At 70.0% G+C, this 14,968-nt stretch carries 14 protein-coding genes; 7 read left to right on the top strand and 7 right to left on the bottom strand.

Annotation, left to right across the window (positions count from 1 at the left end):
• Positions 1 to 29 precede the first annotated feature (29 nt).
• The gene (locus tag ABVF28_RS02095) at positions 30 to 881 is read right to left on the bottom strand and encodes a hypothetical protein (protein ID WP_371029308.1); all 852 of its coding nucleotides are present in this window, start codon (positions 879 to 881) and stop codon (positions 30 to 32) included.
• 284 nt (positions 882 to 1,165) lie between these two features.
• Between ABVF28_RS02095 and ABVF28_RS02090 the strand changes: the two genes are divergently transcribed.
• Complete coding sequence (locus ABVF28_RS02090) at positions 1,166 to 1,492, top strand: hypothetical protein (protein ID WP_371029307.1); 327 nt, start codon at positions 1,166 to 1,168, stop codon at positions 1,490 to 1,492.
• The gene (locus ABVF28_RS02085) at positions 1,489 to 1,950 is read left to right on the top strand and encodes a hypothetical protein (protein WP_371029306.1); all 462 of its coding nucleotides are present in this window, start codon (positions 1,489 to 1,491) and stop codon (positions 1,948 to 1,950) included. Before ABVF28_RS02090 ends, ABVF28_RS02085 begins: the two co-directional genes overlap by 4 nt.
• Positions 1,951 to 2,044: 94 nt before the next feature.
• Here ABVF28_RS02085 and ABVF28_RS02080 read toward each other — a convergent pair whose 3' ends face one another.
• A complete protein-coding gene (locus ABVF28_RS02080; RefSeq protein ID WP_371029305.1) occupies positions 2,045 to 3,925 on the bottom strand; it encodes a phosphoenolpyruvate carboxykinase (GTP) in 1,881 nt (626 codons plus the stop codon).
• Positions 3,926 to 4,156: 231 nt separating this feature from the next.
• On the opposite strand from ABVF28_RS02080, the gene ABVF28_RS02075 reads away from it, so the two are divergent.
• Positions 4,157 to 5,608, top strand: coding sequence for a helix-turn-helix domain-containing protein (locus ABVF28_RS02075; protein ID WP_371029304.1), 1,452 nt, complete (start codon positions 4,157 to 4,159; stop codon positions 5,606 to 5,608).
• On the opposite strand, the gene ABVF28_RS02070 is transcribed toward ABVF28_RS02075, so the two are convergent.
• The gene (locus ABVF28_RS02070; protein WP_104311459.1) at positions 5,605 to 6,126 is read right to left on the bottom strand and encodes a metallophosphoesterase; all 522 of its coding nucleotides are present in this window, start codon (positions 6,124 to 6,126) and stop codon (positions 5,605 to 5,607) included. The genes ABVF28_RS02075 and ABVF28_RS02070 overlap by 4 nt on opposite strands.
• Positions 6,127 to 6,238: 112 nt before the next feature.
• Here ABVF28_RS02070 and ABVF28_RS02065 point away from each other — a divergent pair, with 112 nt between their 5' ends.
• The 3 genes from ABVF28_RS02065 to ABVF28_RS02055 are packed head-to-tail and all read left to right on the top strand — an operon-like array spanning position 6,239 to position 9,014.
• Positions 6,239 to 7,468, top strand: coding sequence for a histidine kinase (locus tag ABVF28_RS02065; protein WP_371029303.1), 1,230 nt, complete (start codon positions 6,239 to 6,241; stop codon positions 7,466 to 7,468).
• Complete coding sequence (locus ABVF28_RS02060; protein ID WP_371029302.1) at positions 7,456 to 8,184, top strand: LuxR C-terminal-related transcriptional regulator; 729 nt, start codon at positions 7,456 to 7,458, stop codon at positions 8,182 to 8,184. Before ABVF28_RS02065 ends, ABVF28_RS02060 begins: the two co-directional genes overlap by 13 nt.
• Positions 8,181 to 9,014: a hypothetical protein gene (locus tag ABVF28_RS02055; protein ID WP_371029301.1), complete on the top strand. Its 834-nt coding sequence runs from the start codon at positions 8,181 to 8,183 to the stop codon at positions 9,012 to 9,014. The genes ABVF28_RS02060 and ABVF28_RS02055 overlap by 4 nt, the downstream gene beginning before the upstream one ends.
• Before the next feature lie 53 nt (positions 9,015 to 9,067).
• On the opposite strand, the gene nikE is transcribed toward ABVF28_RS02055, so the two are convergent.
• Genes nikE through ABVF28_RS02035 form a run of 4 tightly spaced genes read right to left on the bottom strand, consistent with a single transcriptional unit; the run spans position 9,068 to position 14,286 of the window.
• Positions 9,068 to 10,717 (bottom strand): nickel ABC transporter ATP-binding protein NikE, encoded by a 1,650-nt coding sequence (gene nikE, locus ABVF28_RS02050; protein WP_371029300.1) that lies wholly within the window; start codon positions 10,715 to 10,717, stop codon positions 9,068 to 9,070.
• A complete protein-coding gene (locus ABVF28_RS02045; RefSeq protein ID WP_371029299.1) occupies positions 10,714 to 11,598 on the bottom strand; it encodes an ABC transporter permease in 885 nt (294 codons plus the stop codon). The genes nikE and ABVF28_RS02045 overlap by 4 nt, the downstream gene beginning before the upstream one ends.
• Positions 11,595 to 12,596 carry an ABC transporter permease gene (locus ABVF28_RS02040; protein ID WP_371029298.1) on the bottom strand — a complete coding sequence of 334 codons (1,002 nt, stop codon included), beginning with the start codon at positions 12,594 to 12,596 and terminating at the stop codon, positions 11,595 to 11,597. Before ABVF28_RS02040 ends, ABVF28_RS02045 begins: the two co-directional genes overlap by 4 nt.
• Before the next feature lie 40 nt (positions 12,597 to 12,636).
• The gene (locus tag ABVF28_RS02035) at positions 12,637 to 14,286 is read right to left on the bottom strand and encodes an ABC transporter substrate-binding protein (protein WP_371029297.1); all 1,650 of its coding nucleotides are present in this window, start codon (positions 14,284 to 14,286) and stop codon (positions 12,637 to 12,639) included.
• 49 nt (positions 14,287 to 14,335) lie between these two features.
• On the opposite strand from ABVF28_RS02035, the gene ABVF28_RS02030 reads away from it, so the two are divergent.
• The gene (locus tag ABVF28_RS02030) at positions 14,336 to 14,968 is read left to right on the top strand and encodes a helix-turn-helix domain-containing protein (RefSeq protein ID WP_371029296.1); all 633 of its coding nucleotides are present in this window, start codon (positions 14,336 to 14,338) and stop codon (positions 14,966 to 14,968) included.

The raw sequence follows: 14,968 nt of genomic DNA, 5'->3' as shown, positions 1-14,968 counted from the left end.
GCGGCTCTCGGCGGCCTGCGCCGGGCCCGTCATTCGCAGCGGCCGAGCGATTCCTTGGCTCGTCTGAAGGCGCGGACCGAGGAGAACCCGCACGCCAGCACGATCGCCGTCAGCTGGCTCGTCTCGTCGAGGTGAGCCGACTCGAGGGTCCGTTCGACGAGGAGAAGCCGTTCTCGCCGCATCTCCTGGCTCGGGTTGAGCCCTGCCCGGTTGAACTCCTCCTGCAGCCAGCGTGCGGACACGTTGACCGTGGATGCGAGCTTGGCGACGGTGAGTGACTGCTCGCGCGCGTGCTGTGCGATGTGGAGACGAGCTCGCTCGACGAGGTCGGAGGTGGGCGCCTGAGCGGGGATGCTGACGGCGATGAGCGCTTCCGTGAGGGCGTCGACGGCGCGGGAGGCGCCGGCGAACCCTGGCTGTCCTGCGGAGATCGACGAGTTCAGGAGCGAGTTCACGAGGTCCAGCACGAGTCGAGTCGTGACGGAGCGCGCATTGCTGTCGTCGTCGTGCACGATGCTCTGGGTCCGGGCCTGGCCTGCCATCGCGTGGTCGATGGATGCCGAGCGGACGGTCACGAAGGCGCTCGGCGAGTCGGCGAGGTAGACGAGCGGGTCCTGCGCGCGCCGGATGACGAGGCTCCCGGGGGCGTATCGGTGCTCTACGTCGGCCATCCGGATCCGGCCTGCTCCCTCGACGAACAGGGTGAGCGAGCTGCGGGTGCTGGATGGTGAAGTTTCGCCGAATTCGCCCGGCGTGTGCCAGTGTCGCGCGAGGTGCAGCGACCCGCCCTGGAAGGTGTCGCCCGCGATGGCGATCTCACCTCGGGTTCGGCAGGACCACCCCGCCGCGGCGAGGGCCGAGAGGGCGGCCTGGCCTCGCATTTCCAGGCTTGTCGGGGTGCCTCGAAGCTCCCGGCGGGAGCTGTCCGGGCGGAGAGCGTCGACGGCGCTGGGGGTGCAAAGCGCGAACAAAGGGCTACCTCGGAATGGACTATTGCGGTGGACTACGGCGTGTCCTCACGCGTTATGTGATTGCCGGAATGCGCGGAATGGCATGTCGAAAGCCGAACTCTACCCCGGAATCCGCGAGCGCGGGCATTCGTCGGGGAGAGGTTCCCCGTGGCTCATCCAGGGGGATGCGGCAGGACGAGAGCAGGGGCAGGAACTTGGCAGCAGAGAACACGCAGAATGCACGGACAGGGGAGAACCCGGGGGTGACTCCCCGGCGGGTCGTCCTCCAAGGGGCGGCATGGACCATCCCCGTGCTGGCGACGGCCGTCGGGGCGCCGCTGGTCGCCGCTTCGACGAAGGTTCCGCCCGGCATCACGGCCACGGCGACGCACACCGAGTGGAACAGCGAATGGAACCACTACCGGACCCCGGACAACACCTTCCGCGGGTCGAGCTCGGGAAGCTCGGTGGCAGCGCCGACCTGCTCATACAGCGGCGATCAGAAGCAGTACAACGGTGGATCGCAGACGGCATCTCCATGACACTCGGCGACGCCAATGGCAAGGCGCTCGCCAACACCAGCGTGACGTTCACGATCAGCGGCAAGGAGAAGCAGTTCTGGTTCGTGAAGAACCCGTGCGTCTCGGAATCGACCGCCTGGAATGACGGAAGCCCGAACAACCTCCGCTCCATCACGCTCAAGACGGACTCGAAGGGCTTTATAGCCCTCGACGGTGGCACGGGAACGGCGTACCGATGCGCGACGAGCGGATCGAACTCGCAGCTCATCGGCTACAACGGGTTCTGGGGGTACCTGCGGAAGGGGCAGGACGACAGCACCCGGACCACGCGGACGGTCTCCGCGGCGGGCCAGGCGTCGAGGAGCATCAGCATCTGGAACTACACGCCCACGAGCACCCCCTACGAGCTGACGCTCAGGTGGCCCGGCCTGCGCATGGCGACGGCCACGTCGCCGTGTCCCATGCCGACTGCGCCGTAGCGGTTCTCTGCGAGTTGTGCGCCCCTCCGCGCCACGCGCGCGCGGAGGGGCACATCTTGCGGCGAGTGGTCGGAGTCCCGCTCGCCGCCGTCGGTCAGGCCCCGATGGGGGCCTTGGTCTGGGTGGTGGTGGAGGCGGCGGCCGCGTCCAGTGCGGAGTGCACGGCGTCGAGCTCCGTGTACAGCTCGGCGGGAACCTTCTCGCCGATGCTGTCGAAGTACTCGCGCGTCACGCCGACCTCGACGAGCCACGACGCGGGATCGACCGTGAAGATCTCCTCGAAGGCGGCCGGGTCGAAGCCCTCGAGGCCCGAGATGTCGATGTCGCCCGTCACCGGCAGCTGGCCGATGGGGCTCTCGATCGAGTCGGCACGGTTCTCGAGCCGGTCGATGATCCACTTGACGGCGCGAACGTTCTCGCCGAATCCTGGCCACAGGAACTTGCCGTCCTGGTCCTTGCGGAACCAGTTGACCTGGAAGATGCGCGGGGCCTTGTCGCCGAGGTCGGCCCCGGTGTCGAGCCAGTGGCCCCAGTAATCGGCCATGTGGTAGCCCGCGAAGGGCTGCATGGCGAACGGGTCGCGGCGCAGGATGCCGACGGGCCCTTCCGCGGCGGCGGTCTGCTCGCTCGCGAGCGTCGCGCCGAGGAAGCAGCCGTGCTTCCAGTCCTTCGACTCGAAGACGAGCGGCACGTTGCTCGCGCGGCGGCCGCCGAAGAGGATCGCGTCGACGGGCACGCCGTTCGGGGCCTCCCAGGCGGGGGAGAGGGTCGGGCACTGCGAGGCGCGCACTGTGAAGCGGGCGTTCGGATGCGCGGCTTTGGTCCCGGACTCCGGGGTCCAGTCGTTGCCCTGCCAGTCGATGAGGTGCGCGGGAGCCGCCTCGGTCATGCCCTCCCACCACACGTCGCCGTCGTCGGTGAGCGCGACGTTCGTGAAGATGGTGTTGGTCGTAATGGTCTCCATCGCGACGGGGTTGGTGTCGTAGCCGGTGCCGGGTGCGACGCCGAAGAAGCCGAACTCCGGGTTGATGGCGTTGAGGCGACCGTCGGCCGCCTTGCGCATCCACACGATGTCGTCACCGAGCGTCTCGACCTTCCAGCCGTCGAGCTTGGGCTTCATCATCGCGAAGTTCGTCTTGCCGGTCGCCGACGGGAAGGCGCCCGTGAGCGTGTACGTCTTTCCCTCGGGGCTCGTGACCTGGATGAGGAGCATGTGCTCGGCCATCCAGCCTTCGTCGTGGCCCATGGCCGAGGCGATGCGCAGCGCGAAGCACTTCTTGCCGAGCAGTGCGTTGCCGCCGTATCCGGAGCCGTACGAGATGATCTCGCGCGTCTCGGGGAAGTGGGTGATGTACTTCGACTCGTTGTGCGGCCAGGCCACGTCCGGGCGGCTCGTGCCGTCCTCGAACTCCAGCGGGAAGCCCACGGTGTGCAGGGCCTTGACCCAGTCGCGGCCGGGGGTGAGGTGCTTGAGGGCGCCGTCTCCGGAGCGCGTCATGAGTGCCATGGACAGCACGACGTAGGGCGAGTCGGTGATCTCGACGCCGTACTGCGTGATGGCGCCGCCGAGCGGCCCCATCGCGAACGGCACGACGTACATGGGGCGGCCGCGCATGGAGCCGTCGAAGAGACCGCTGAGCTCGGCCTTCATTTCCGCAGGCGCGCGCCAGTTGTTCGTGGGCCCGGCGTCTTCTTCCTTCTCCGAGCAGATGTAGGTGCGGCTCTCGACGCGGGCGACATCGCCGGCGTCCGAGCGGGCGAGGTACGAACCCGGGCGGAGCTCTTCGTTGAGCTTGATGAGCGTGCCTGCTTCGACCATCTCAGCGGTGAGGGCGTCGATCTCGGCCTGCGATCCGTCGCACCAGACGATGCGGCTCGGCTTGGTCAGCGTCGCGATCTCGCGCACCCAGTCGTTGACTTCCGGGTTCGCGGCCCGCTGCGGGACGTCGAGGTGGTCGTGTGCGTGTTCAGTCATTTCGAAGCTGCTTTCACTGTTCTGCATGCTGGCGTTCTCCGGCCAGCAGGCGTACATGGCGTCGTACCCCCAGTGTTGACCTGCTGGGGATGCCCCGGGATGGAGATTGACCGAGAAAAATGGCAAAATTTCACACATCAGCAATTCAGATGCCCGGAGGCACCCATGAGCGGACTCGGTCCTTTCCCCGCTGCGCAAAAATCGTCAGCAACCAAAGGGAAAGGTGGCGCCGTGGACTCCCTCCTGCTCGGGCGGCGCATCCGCTACTACCGCAAGGAGCGCTCGCTGACGCTCGAGGCCCTCGGTGAGAAGACGGGCCTGCTCGCGAGCCAGCTGTCGCTCATCGAGAACGGCAAGCGCGAGCCGAAGCTCTCCGTGCTGCAGCAGCTCGCCGACGCCTTCGACGTCGAGCTCAGCGAGATGCTCGCCAACACGCCTCCCGACGACCGCTCGCGCCTCGAGATCGAGGTCGAGCGGGCTCAGAGCTCGTCCGTCTACCGGGAGCTCGGGCTGCCGCGCATCCCTTCGACGAAGTCGCTCTCCGACGAGGTGCTGCGTGCGCTCGCGGGCATGCACAGCGAGATCGTTCGCCGTCAGACCGAGGCGAGCGCGACCCCGGAGGAAGCGCGCCGGGCCAACACCGAGCTGCGGCTCGCGATGCGGGCGCACGACAACTACATGCCGGACCTCGACAAGCTCGCCGACGAGCTGCTGAGCCGCGTCGACCACACCCGCGGGGCCCTCATGCACCATTCGGTCGGCAAGATGGCCGATCATCTGGGCTTCCAGCTCATCTACGTCAACGACCTGCCCCGGTCGACGCGTTCCATCACCGACCTCGAGAACGGGCGCATCTACCTGCCGCCCGCCTCCATTCCCGGTGGCCACGGGCTGCGCGCGATGGCGCTGCAGGCCATGGCGCACCGCGTGCTTGGGCACCGGCGTCCCGAGGACTACGCCGACTTCCTGCGCCAGCGCCTGGAGATCAACTACTTCGCGGCGGCTTGCCTCATGCCGGAGGCGCGCTCAGTCGCGTTCCTCCGCGACGCGAAGGAGCGCCGCGACATGGCCGTCGAGGACTTCCGGGATGCGTTCGGCGTGACCCACGAGGCCGCAGCGCTGCGCATGACGAACCTGCTCACCTCGCACCTCGACGTGAAGCTGCACTTCCTGCGCGTCGACGACAAGGGGTCCATCTCGAAGGCGTACGAGAACGACGGGCTGCCGCTGCCGCAGGACGTGACGGGCTCCGTCGAGGGCCAGTTCGTGTGCCGCAAGTTCTCGGCGGTCAGCTCGCTCGCGCGGACGAACCGCACCACGGAGACCTACCAGTACACGGACACCCCGGCTGGCACGTTCTGGTGCTCGACGCAGACCGGGCACGCCGACGCTGGGGAGTTCTCGATCACAATCGGGGTGCCCTTCGATGAGGCGCGGTGGTTCCGCGGACGCGACACCAAGCAGCGCGCATCCTCGACCTGCCCCGACGGGGCCTGCTGTCGTACCCCGAGCAGCGACCTGAGCGAACGGTGGGCGGCGAAGGCCTGGCCGAGCGCGCGCGTGCACGCGCACGTCTTCTCGCCGCTCCCGACGGGTGACTTCCCGGGTGTCGACCAGCGCGAGGTGTTCGAGTTCCTCGAGCGCCACGACATCGACGCGGACCGCGCGACCGCCGACGCCTAGACGGGAACAGCCTCGCCGGTGCGCGCATCCCGCAGCATCACCTGCGTGAGCCTGCCCCTCTCCACCCTCGCGGTCAGGTAGGTCACCCGCGGCTGGCGTCGCCGGTCCGTGGGGGAGCCGGGGTTGAGCAGGCGAAGGCCGTTCGGGGTGACCGTGTCCCACGGGATGTGGCTGTGCCCGAAGACCAGCACGTCGGCGTCGGGGAATGCGGCGTCCATGCGGCGCTCCCGGCCCGTCTTCTGCCCGGTCTCGTGGGTCATCGCGAAACGGACGCCATCGAGCTCGACCCGCGCGACGTCAGGGAGGCGGTCCCGCAGCTCCGGCCCGTCGTTGTTGCCCCAGACGCCGATGACGCGGCGTGCCCGGGCCTCGAGCTCGTCGAGCGTCGCGAGGTCGACCCAGTCGCCCGCGTGGAACACGACATCCGCCCCCTCGATCGCCGTCCACAGCGCGTCGGGGAGGGCCTTGGCGCGCTTCGGCAGGTGAGTGTCGGCGATGAGCACGAGGTCGAGGGGCATGCGATCATGCTCCCAGCTGAAGCAGGACGCGCGCTTCCTGGGGGAAAACCCCCGCTGAGGTGTGAGGGATGCTCCGTGTTGCCGCGCGACGCGCGACCATAGCGTTGTGGACATGAAGAACAACGTCAAGCAGCTGAGTCTCACCTCGCTGCACCTCGCCGCCGGTGGCGTCATCGCGCCGCTCCTGCTGTCACTCCTGTTCGGCCTCCTCGGCCTCGGCGTCGGACTCCTCTTCGTGCTGGGCGTCGGCGTCATCGTTCTCGCGGGCCTCGCCTTCGCGTTCCGTGGCGTCTCGGCCTTCGAGCGTCGCCGCGTCGCCGCCCTCTACGACCGTCCGCTCGACGACTCCGGGATGCGCCGCTCGCGTCGCCGCGACGGCTGGCGGTTCGTGCTCACCCCGCTCGTCCAGTTCGCGGACGGGGCCAACTGGAAGGCCATGCTGCACCTCGTGATCGTCGCCGTCCTCGGCACGCTGACCCTCGGTTCGCTGCAGCTCGGCGTCTCGGGCGTCTTCGCGCTCTTCTCTCCGCTGCAGAATCGAGAGACGCTGAGCGTGTGGGGCATGGACTTCGCCGTCACCCCGTTCGTCGGGGTCCTCATCGGCATCGGGATGCTGCTCGTCGCCGTCGCGCTCATCGTCGCGTTCGCCTACGTGCAGCGCGCCGCATCCATCAGCCTCCTCTCCCGCGACCGGGAGCAGCAGCTGGAGGAGGAGGTGCGCGACGCGGGTCGTCGCCGCACCGTCGCCGTTCGCGGTGCCGCCACGGAGCGCGACCGCATCGAGCGCGATCTGCACGACAGCGTGCAGCCTCGCCTCGTCTCGATCGGTATGACCCTCGGCATGGCTAAGACGAAGCTCGACTCCGACCCGTCCCGTGCGGCGGAGCTCATCGACGAGGCGCACGCCTCCACGAAAGAGGCCGTGACGGAGCTGCGCCAGCTGGCCCGCGGCTTCCAGCCGGCCGTGCTCACCGACCGTGGCCTCGATGCCGCGCTCTCCGGCCTCGCGGCGCGCTCCCACATCCCGGTTGTGCTCGACGCGCAGCTGCCGGGCCGCTGCTCGCAGGACGCGGAGGCCGCCGTGTACTTCGCGGTCGCCGAATCGCTGGGCAACGCGGCGAAGCACTCCGGTGCTTCGGAGATCTCGGTGCAAGTTCGCATGCGCGGCTCGATGCTGTGGGCTCGCATCCAGGACGACGGGCGGGGCGGGGCGCGCCTCATCCCCGGCGGCGGGCTCGACGGCGTCACCGACCGCATCGAGGCGGCAGGCGGCGGGATCACGATCTCCAGCCCACCGGAAGGACCGACGACGATCGAGGTGAGCGTGCCATGCGGATCCTGATCTGCGAAGACTCCGCGCTCCTGCGGGAGGGCATCGCCCGCCTGCTCGAGGACGCCGGACACACGATGGTCGGCATCCTGGCCGACGACGGGCGCCTCGATCGGCTCGTCGCCGAGACGAACCCCGATCTTGTGATCCTCGATGTCCGTCTTCCGCCCGGCTTCACCGACGAGGGCATCCGCGCGGCGCTTCGGCTCCGCGCCACCGACCCCGGCCTGGCCGTGCTGGTGCTCTCGCAGTACGTCGAAGAGCGCTACGCCTCTGAGCTCATCTCGAGCTCGCGCGGCGGCCTCGGCTACCTCCTGAAGGACCGGGTCGCCGACGTCGAGCAGTTCCTCGCCGGCGTCGACAACGTCGCGGCTGGCGGCACGGTGCTCGACTCGGAGGTCGTCGCGCAGCTGCTCGCCAGGAAGACGAGGGATGCGCGCTTCGAGCGGCTCACGCCGCGCGAGTCCGAAGTGCTCGGGCTCATGGCAGAAGGCCGTTCCAATCATGCGATCGCCGAGGCGCTCCACGTGAGCGCCGGGAGCGTCGAGAAGCACATCTCGGCGGTCTTCCAGAAGCTCGAGCTCGACCAGGGCGACGGCGGCAACCGGCGCGTCCTGGCCGTCCTCGCGCACCTCGACGGGCAGGGGCACTCGCCCCGCCCGAACCCACAGACACCCCTCGATGGACAGGGCCACGCGGCCCGATTCCCGAACGGAGAACTCCGATGACCACGCCAACGCTCGAACCGGACACGCGCCCTGAGGCCCAGGGTGACAGCACGAAGCGCTTCGGCTGGATCACGATCACCGTCGCCATCGTGGGCGGGATGGTGGTCGCCGGCACGCTGACGAGCGCCGTCTTCAACAGCCTCCGCGACGTCATGCGCGACGAGACGACCATCACGGAGTCGGTTGCCGGCGTGTCCTCGCTGCGCGTCGACGTCGACTCTGTAGGCATCGAGATCGAGTTCGGCGACGTCTCCGAAGCGCAGCTCGCGGTCGAGACGAAGGGCTTCAAGCAGGCCGGTGACTGGCAGCTCACGACCGAGGGCGGCGAGCTCGCCGTCGAGCGGGCGGGTGGCCGCAGCGGCGGCCCCTTCGGCGACGAAGAGCTCTCCTTGACGCTGCCGAGGACGTTGTCGGGGGAGGACCTGGATGCTCACATCACCGTCAGCTCCGGGGCCGCGAGCCTCGAGGGTGACTTCGGCGACCTCGTCATCGAGACGAACTCGGGCGCGAGCAACTTCGAGGGCTCCGCCGCGAACCTCACGGTGAGCACCGGGTCCGGTGCCACGAACATCGAGGCGGAGGTGTCGGGGGATGTGGTGCTGGCAGCCAACTCGGGTGCTGTCAACGCCGTCTTCACCGGATCCGCGCCCAGGGGCACTGACATCTCGCTCGAATCGGGCTTCGGCAGCGTCGCGCTCCCTGACGGCGCGTACAAGGTCGAGTCGAACCTCAGCGAGTCCGGGATGGCGAACGTCAACGTCCGGCAGTCAGACGACGCAGAGAGCACGCTCTCCGTCTCGGTCGGTTCCGGCTTCCTGACGGTCGAGTAGGGCGGTCGAGTAGGTCGACGCAGCACCTCACCACTCCCCGGCACCCGGCGAGCTCAGCGCACCTCGAGGCTCTTGTGGGCCTCGAGGAGGGCGCGGCTGGCCGGGTGCCTCGGCGCGGCGAAGAGCTCGGCGACGGGCGCGGTCTCGACCACTTCGCCCCGGCTCATGACGGCGACGCGATGGGAGAGCTGGGCCACGACCGCGAGGTCGTGCGAGATGAAGAGGCAGGCGAGGCCGAGGTCGTCGACGAGCCGCTGGATGAGCGCGAGCACCTGCGCCTGCACCGTCACATCGAGTGACGACACCGGTTCGTCGCACAGCAGCACGTCCGGCTCGGGGGCGAGGGCCCGCGCGATGGCCACTCGCTGCCGCTGCCCGCCGCTGAGGTGGAGCGGGCGGAGCCCCGCGACCGAGGCGTCGAGCCCGACCTGCTCGAGCGCCGCCTCGATGGCCGCCCGGTTCGTGCGCACCGAGCTCGACCTGCCAGCGGTGATCGCATCCGCGAGGATCTCGCCCACGGTGCGCCGCGGGTCGAAGCTCGACAGTGCATCCTGGGGCACGTAGCCGAGTCTCGGCCGACGCGACCTGCGGCTGCGCTCGGGTGCCGGGTTCCAGGCCTCGCCGAGGAAGGTGACCGACCCCGCGTCCGGCTGCTCGAGGCCGAGCGCGATGCGGGCGAGCGTCGACTTGCCTGAGCCAGAGCTGCCGACGATGCCGAGCGTCTCCCCGTGGCCGAGGAAGAACGAGGCGCCGCGCACGGCATGCACCGGCGCGGCCCCGAGGGTGCGGAAGGTCCGAGACACGGCGCGCACGTCGAGCAGCCGAGGAGCGGTCGCGGCGGCGGAGGCCGCGGACGCGCTGCCGGACGAGTCGCCGGTTGGCTTCGGCTGCGCTGCCAGGAGCGTTCTGGTGATGTCGTGCTGGGGTGCGCGGAAGAGCTGCTCGGTCGGTGCCGTCTCGACGACGAGGCCTTCGCTCATGACCGCGACGCGGTCGGCGAGGCGCTGCACGACGCCGAGGTCGTGCGTGATGAAGAGCATCGTCATGCCGTCTGCCTTGAGCGCGTTGAAGAGCCCGATGAGCTGCGCCTGCACCGCCTGGTCGACCGAGCTCGTCGGCTCATCGGCGATGAGCAGCGCCGGGTCTCCGGCGAGGGCGGCGGCGATGAGCACGCGCTGACGCTGGCCCCCGGAGAGCTGCCCGCTGCGGCGTCTCGCGATCGACGCGGGATCCTCGATGCCGACGCGGTCGAGAAGCTCGAGCACGCGCTGGCGCCGCGCCGCGCGCCCGAGGTCGGTGTGCAGCCGGAGCGCGTCGTCGACCTCGCGCCAGACCGGGCGGAGCGGGTCGAGCGCGACCAGCGCATCCTGGTGGACAAGCCCGATGCGGCCGCCGCGGATGGAGCGCCACGCCCCGTCGGAGGTCTTCGTCGGCAGCTCGTCTCCGTCGAGGCGCAGCACTCCGGCGTCGACTCGCGCGCCGTCACCGCTCAGCCCCAGGAGGGAACGCGCCGTGACCGACTTGCCAGAGCCGGACTCGCCGACAAGCGCGAGGCACTCGCCGCGCCGCACCTCGAACGAGACCCCGCGGACGGCCTCGAAGTCGCCGAACGACACGCGCAGCTTGCTCGCCTCGACGACGGACCCCGCATCCCGAGCATCCGCGGCGTGCACGCCGCCTTCGGCGGGGCTGCGCCCGCTCACGACGCCTGCCTCGTGCGCTGCTGCATGATGCGGCCGAGCATCGTCGCCGTGACCGCGGCGCCGACGATCGCGGTGCCGGGGAAGATCGTGAGCCACCAGCTGCCGGTCGGCAGGTAGAGGCGGCCGGCCGAGAGCATCGAACCCCATTCCGGGCTGGGCGGCGGCTCGCCGAGGCCCAGGTAGCTGAGGGCCGCCGCCCAGACGATCGCCTGCCCGAGCCCGAGGGTCGCGAGTGAGAAGAGCGGCCACGCGACGTTCGGCAGGAGCGTGCGCGCGAACGTGTGCCAGCGCGACCTGCCGAGCACGAGGTCGGCCTCGACGTAGGCGCTCGCGCGCACCCGCAGCACCTGGGAGCGGATGAGCCGTGCGTACCCGGGCGCCGTCGAGAGGCCGACGGCGATCGTCGTCGTCACCACCCCGGGGCCTGCGAGCACGATGAGCAGGAGGGCGAGGAGGATACCGGGGAAGGAGAAGAACACCTCGACGATACGGGTCGTGCCGAAGTCGAGCCACCGTGGCCCGAGGCCGGCGGCGAGCCCGAAGACGGCGCCGAGGGCGAGCCCGATCGCGGTCGCGAGCGCGCCGATCGTGAGCGACGATGCCGCGCCGTGCACCACCCGCGTGTAGACGCCGCGCCCCGACTCGTCGGTGCCGAACGGATGCTCGGGGCTCGGGCGCGAGAACGCGTCGGCCGGGTTCACGGCAAGCGGGTTGCCCGGCGCGAGCAGCTGGGGGAAGACGGCGGCGAGCACGTAGAGGGCGGTGACCCCGAGCCAGACCGCGAGCCACACGCCGCGCCGCGAGCCTGAGCCGGCGCGCCCGGAGCGACGCCCACCTGAGCCGGCACGCGCATCCCGGACCGCCGCGGCCTCGAGACTCATGCGCGCACCCCGATCCGCTCGCGCGACCCGGCCCGGTCCCGCTCCCGCGGATCGATGAGGGGCTCGACCAGGTCGGTCAGCACCGTGACGAGCATGTAGGCGGCCGCGACGACGATGAGCACGCCGATGACGTACGGCACGTCGCGCGCGCCGACGGCATCCAGCAGCGAGCGGCCGAGCCCTGGCCGCGCGAAGATCGTCTCGACGACCACCGCGCCGGAGACCAGCGAGCCGAGCGCCCAGCCGCTGAGACCGACGGCGGGGATCGCAGCGTGGCGCAGGACGTGCCGCCAGAAGACGCCGCTTCGCCCTTCCCCCCGCGCACGCGCCGCGAGCACGAACGGCGACTCGAGGGCATCGAGCATCTGCTCGCGCATGACCTGCCCGAGATAGCCGGCGAGGGGAAGGGCCAGGGTGATGCTCGGAAGGATGAGGCCGGAGAACCCGGGGCCGGAGACCGCAACCGGAAGGCCGAGCATCCCTGCGAAGATCAGCACGAGCACGGCCGCCAGCCAGAAGTGCGGAACGGCGGCGGCGATGACCTCGAGCGTCGAGGCGATGCCCCACGCGAGGCGACCGCCGCCCGTCGACCACCAGGCGACCGCGAGCGCGATGACCCAGGCGAGGAGCAGCGAGAGGCCGGCCAGGGCGAGGGTGCCGGGCAGCTGCTCGCCGATGAGGTCCGCGACGCTCTCGCGCTGCGCGTAGCTGAAACCGAGGTCGCCCGTCGCGGTGCGCCAGAGCTGCGAGAGGTACTGGAGGAAGAGCGGCTGGTCGAGCCCGTTGTCTGCGCGCGCCTGCGCGACCGCCTCGGCGCTGGCGTTCGAGCCGGGCCCGCCGAGGATCGCGAGCACCGGGTCGCCCGGCACGGCCCGCACGGCGAAGAACGTGACGGTGATGACCGCCCACAGCACGAAGAGGACGCCGCCGAGACGGAGGAGGATGCGCGGAATCAGCGGCACCAGTCGTGCCGCGCGAGACCGCGCATCCGTCGTCACTCGTCGATTGTCTCGCGTGCCGCGCTCGTCTGTCGTCCCGCTACTCGATGGTGATGTTCACGAGCGAGGGCACGTTGACGTTCGGCTGGAGCCGGAAGCCGTGCACGTTGTCGCCGTAGGCGAACTGCACGGTCTGGTCGTAGAGCGGGATGACGGTGCCGCTGTCGATGATGAGCTGCTGGGCCTCGCCGTACAGGCGCTCGCGCTCGGCGTCGTCGGTCGTCTTGACGGCGGCCTCGAGGGCCGCGTCGAGCTCGGGCAGCGAGAGGCCCGTGTTGTTGGCGTGGTATCCGCTCGGGGCTGGCGTGATGCTGTCGGTCGAGTAGACGATGCGGAGCACGTCGGCCGAGTTCTTCGAGTACGGCGCGACGATCGCGTCGAACTCCCACGTACCGCTGCGCTCGTACCAGGTCGACAGGTCGAGCAGCTCGAGCTGTACGTCGAAGCCCACCTCGGCGCTTGTCGCCTTGATCTGCTCGAGCACCGAGATCTCGGCGGGGATCGACTGGTTCGTGGAGACGGGGAACGCCACCTCGAGGCGCTTGCCGTCCTTGGTGCGCACGCCGTCGGCGTCGCGTGCCGTCCAGCCTGCCTCGTCGAGGAGGGTGGATGCGCGAGCGGCGTCGAACCCGAACGCGTCGGGATGGGAGGTGGCGAACGGCGTGGCGCTCGAGAGCACCGACGTCGAGCGCTCGAGCGTCCCGAAGTAGAGCGACTCGACGGCGGCGTCGATGTCGGCTGAGGCCGCGAACGCCTCACGCACCTTGGGGTCGTCGAACGGCGCGCGGGTCGTGTTCAGCTCGATGCGAGCGGTCACGCCCGGGCGCGCTCCGATGAGCGTCTCCTCGGTGCCGTTCGCCTGGAACTGCGAGAGCGCATCCGGCTGCACGGAGTCGGTGATGTCTGCCTGGCCCGACTGCAGGGCGGCGAGGCGGGTGGCCGCATCTGGGATGAACTTCCACTCGATCGTGTCGACGGCCGCTCCTAGCTGGTCTTCGGTCGAGACGCCGTCCTCCGGCGCCGTTGTGTGGTTCTGATTGCGGGTCAGCACGACCTGCGACTGCTTCTCCCACGACTCGACCTTGAACGCTCCCGTGCCGATGGGGGCGAGGCAGTTCGCGTCGGTGCCGCGCTCGAGGCCGGCCGGAGACTCGATGGCGAGCCAGGTCTGCGCGAGCGATTCGACGAGGGCGCTGTCGGGCTCGCTGAGGTCGAAGCGCACCGTGTGCTCGTCGACGGCAACCGCCTCGGAGACCTTGCCGAGCGCCAGGATCGCCGTCGACGATGCGGTGTCCGGGTTCTTGATGTGCTCGACGTTGGCGACGACCGCGTCCGCATCGAACGGCGTGCCGTCGGTGAAGGTCACGCCTTCCTTGAGGGAGACGGTCCAGCTCAGCTGGTCGTCGGAGGGCTCGGCGCCGGTCGCGAGCCACGGCACGATCTCGCCGGCCTCGTCTTTCGAGAAGAGCGACTCGAGGAACTGGTTCGCGAGGATCGCCTGGGGCCAGTTCCCGCCGACGTGCGGGTCGAGGCAGGTCGGTTCGGCGTCGCCCGAGGCATATCGAAGGATTTCAGCCTCGCCTCCGGCGCCGGTGTCGCTCGAACAGGCGGCAAGTGGCACGATGAGGGCTGCGGACAAGGCGAGGAGCGCGGCGGGCTTCGCGGAACGGCGGGTGAGGGATTCTGACACTCGCAGAGTGTAACCGTGTTTATGGACACCATGCAGAAATGAGTCGGACATGACGGATCACGAGGAGCGGGCCGCGCGTCGAGGTCGGCCCTCGGCGTCGAGTCGCGAGACCCTGGAAGAGGCCGCCCTCGAGCTGTTCCTCGAGCAGGGGTACGAGCAGACGAGCGCGAGCGACATCGCCCGCCGAGCGGGGGTCGCGCGAAGCTCCTTCTTCAACTACTTCACCGCCAAGGCCGACGTGCTGTGGGTCGGCCTCGACCCGCTGCTGGCAGGCATCCCCTCGCTCCTGGATGCGGCTGCCGCCGACCTTGCCGACGCTGGCGTCAGCGGTTCAGGTGGCGGGCTGGCCGAGTTGCGCCGGGTCCTCCTCGCCATCGCCGAGACGGTCAGCCCTGAGCACATCCCGTGGGCCGCGTCGCTTCGTGAGATGACCGGAACGGGTGAGGACCTCGCGGCCACGGGCTCTAAGCGCGCGCTCGTCCAGCAGGCGGCACTCCGGCGGTACCTGTCGCGCACCGAACCCGCCCTCGACGAGCTGCAGCGGGCCGTCTGCGCGGGCGCGATCGTCGCAGCGGTGGTCGCCGCGGGCGACCGCTGGGTCGAGGCTGGCCCAGCTCGCGGCAGTCTGGCCGAGCTCGTCGACGAGGCGACGGCGCCGATCCTGCGCGGCTACGGTGGCTAA

Source organism: Pseudoclavibacter sp. JSM 162008 (genome assembly GCF_041366455.1).
GTDB lineage: Bacteria > Actinomycetota > Actinomycetes > Actinomycetales > Microbacteriaceae > Pseudoclavibacter.
This window is presented reverse-complemented; position numbering and strand designations above follow the sequence as displayed.

Excerpts from the sequence above, each read along its gene's own strand:
- ABVF28_RS02095 (WP_371029308.1), bottom strand. The coding sequence starts at position 881 with ATGCGAGGCCAGGCCGCCCTCTCGGCCCTCGCCGCGGCGGGGTGGTCC.
- ABVF28_RS02085 (WP_371029306.1), top strand. The coding sequence starts at position 1,489 with ATGACACTCGGCGACGCCAATGGCAAGGCGCTCGCCAACACCAGCGTG.
- ABVF28_RS02080 (WP_371029305.1), bottom strand. The coding sequence starts at position 3,925 with ATGACTGAACACGCACACGACCACCTCGACGTCCCGCAGCGGGCCGCG.
- ABVF28_RS02070 (WP_104311459.1), bottom strand. The coding sequence starts at position 6,126 with ATGCCCCTCGACCTCGTGCTCATCGCCGACACTCACCTGCCGAAGCGC.
- ABVF28_RS02065 (WP_371029303.1), top strand. The coding sequence starts at position 6,239 with ATGAAGAACAACGTCAAGCAGCTGAGTCTCACCTCGCTGCACCTCGCC.
- ABVF28_RS02060 (WP_371029302.1), top strand. The coding sequence starts at position 7,456 with ATGCGGATCCTGATCTGCGAAGACTCCGCGCTCCTGCGGGAGGGCATC.
- ABVF28_RS02055 (WP_371029301.1), top strand. The coding sequence starts at position 8,181 with ATGACCACGCCAACGCTCGAACCGGACACGCGCCCTGAGGCCCAGGGT.
- ABVF28_RS02045 (WP_371029299.1), bottom strand. The coding sequence starts at position 11,598 with ATGAGTCTCGAGGCCGCGGCGGTCCGGGATGCGCGTGCCGGCTCAGGT.
- ABVF28_RS02030 (WP_371029296.1), top strand. The coding sequence starts at position 14,336 with ATGACGGATCACGAGGAGCGGGCCGCGCGTCGAGGTCGGCCCTCGGCG.